Below are 1,361 nucleotides of genomic sequence, written 5' to 3'. Positions count from 1 at the left end.
CTTGAGCATAGAGAGGGCGTTTCGATAATCCGTGGGAATAGCGAGTTGCGTAGCGTTTTGCTCACCGATCGCGAGCGAGATATGCTCGCTTGGGCCGCGCGGGGAAAGACCGTTTCCGATACGGCGGAGATTCTCAAAATTTCGGATGAGACGGTTGAGACGCATATCCGGAATGCCATGCGCAAACTCGACGCAAGCAACAAAACTCACGCCGTGGCGAAAGCCATCTATCTCAGCCTGATCGACGTTTGAGCATTCCTTCACGCGCAACGAATGCCGATGACTTTTTAAACGAGTCTTTTTCGAGCGAGTCCTGTTCGAACGAGTCCTCAACGAACAACGCGTGTTCGAGCATTTCTTGTCCGAACAACTCCTTTTCAATCCGTTGCCGAACGTGAGGATCGCTCTGCGCTTTGTCGAGTTCTCGAAAGATGACGACCGCGAGGTGTGTCAGCGCTTTCCAGATGTCCGGGTTGTCGAACTTCTTGAGCACCTTGACGAGGTTCACGGCCCACGGCGCCGTCATGATCTCGTTGGCCCGCCGCGCCTCTTCGCTCATGGCGGATTCGCCCTCGCCCGAACCGTCTTCGTAGAAATACTGCAGCGGAACATCGAGCAATTGCGCGATGTCATATAGACGCCCGGCGCTAATGCGGTTGGTGCCCTTCTCGTATTTCTGAACCTGCTGRAACGTGATGCCCAAGGCGTGGGCGAGTTCMTCTTGGCTGAGGCCCATTTGCAGACGTCGGAGGCGTACGCGGCACGCCACGAACTTGTCGGTCAGACTCGGCGATTTCCCCGTCATCGTGCTTTTCCGCATTCGAAACATGATAACCTATCATTTGCGGCACATAAATAGTGGTTTTTCATATGTGACCAACAAAATCGCCGCATCTTCGGGCTCTCCGCCGCCCGGAGCCGCCCTAGGTCACGGGGCCCTCCCCGCGCGCGAGTTCTCAACCCTTTCGGAATCGGTTATCAGGAGCCTGCACYGGCCCGCCGGAGGCCTCCAACCGTGGCGAATGTGAATGACCGATACTCCCTCCCTCGACGCCCTCCCCTTTGAAAAGGCTCTGGCCGAGCTTGAAGAGATCGTGCGCCGCCTCGAACGCGGCGACGTGCCGCTGGAAGACTCGATCGCGATCTACGAGCGCGGCGAGATTCTCAAGAAGCATTGCGAAACACTGCTGAAAAAGGCCGAAGCCCGCATCGAGAAAATCACCATCGGCGGCGATGGCCAGGCCAGCGGCGCGACCCCGCTCGATGTGGAACAATAATCCTACCACCTCCATTCCTACTCGGAGGCGATGCTTTCTCGGTTTGACCCGGCCTTTGTGAAATCCTATCTCATTCCTTTAGGC

3 protein-coding genes are annotated in these 1,361 nt (G+C 56.8%); 2 read left to right on the top strand and 1 reads right to left on the bottom strand.

Going from position 1 to position 1,361, the window contains the following annotated elements; all coding sequences use genetic code 11:
* Nucleotides 1-252: helix-turn-helix domain-containing protein (locus AC1DT3_RS21345; protein ID WP_477467188.1), on the top strand; the 252-nt coding region annotated here is incomplete at its 5' end.
* Here the strand turns inward: AC1DT3_RS21345 and AC1DT3_RS21340 are convergent.
* Complete coding sequence (locus AC1DT3_RS21340) at nt 233-805, bottom strand: helix-turn-helix domain-containing protein (protein WP_477467187.1); 573 nt, start codon at nt 803-805, stop codon at nt 233-235. The two genes, AC1DT3_RS21345 and AC1DT3_RS21340, sit on opposite strands and share 20 nt — an antisense overlap.
* 223 nt (nt 806-1,028) lie before the next feature.
* Here AC1DT3_RS21340 and AC1DT3_RS21335 point away from each other — a divergent pair, with 223 nt between their 5' ends.
* On the top strand, nt 1,029-1,277 hold the full coding sequence (locus AC1DT3_RS21335; RefSeq protein WP_477467186.1) for an exodeoxyribonuclease VII small subunit: 249 nt from the start codon (nt 1,029-1,031) through the stop codon (nt 1,275-1,277).
* Nucleotides 1,278-1,361 lie beyond the last annotated feature (84 nt).

The sequence above is a fragment of the Microvirga sp. P4_G7 genome, from assembly GCF_056401005.1.
This window is presented reverse-complemented; position numbering and strand designations above follow the sequence as displayed.

Bases quoted from the DNA above. Each gene is read 5' to 3' on its own strand.
- AC1DT3_RS21335 (WP_477467186.1), top strand. From the start codon at position 1,029: ATGACCGATACTCCCTCCCTCGACGCCCTCCCCTTTGAAAAGGCTCTG.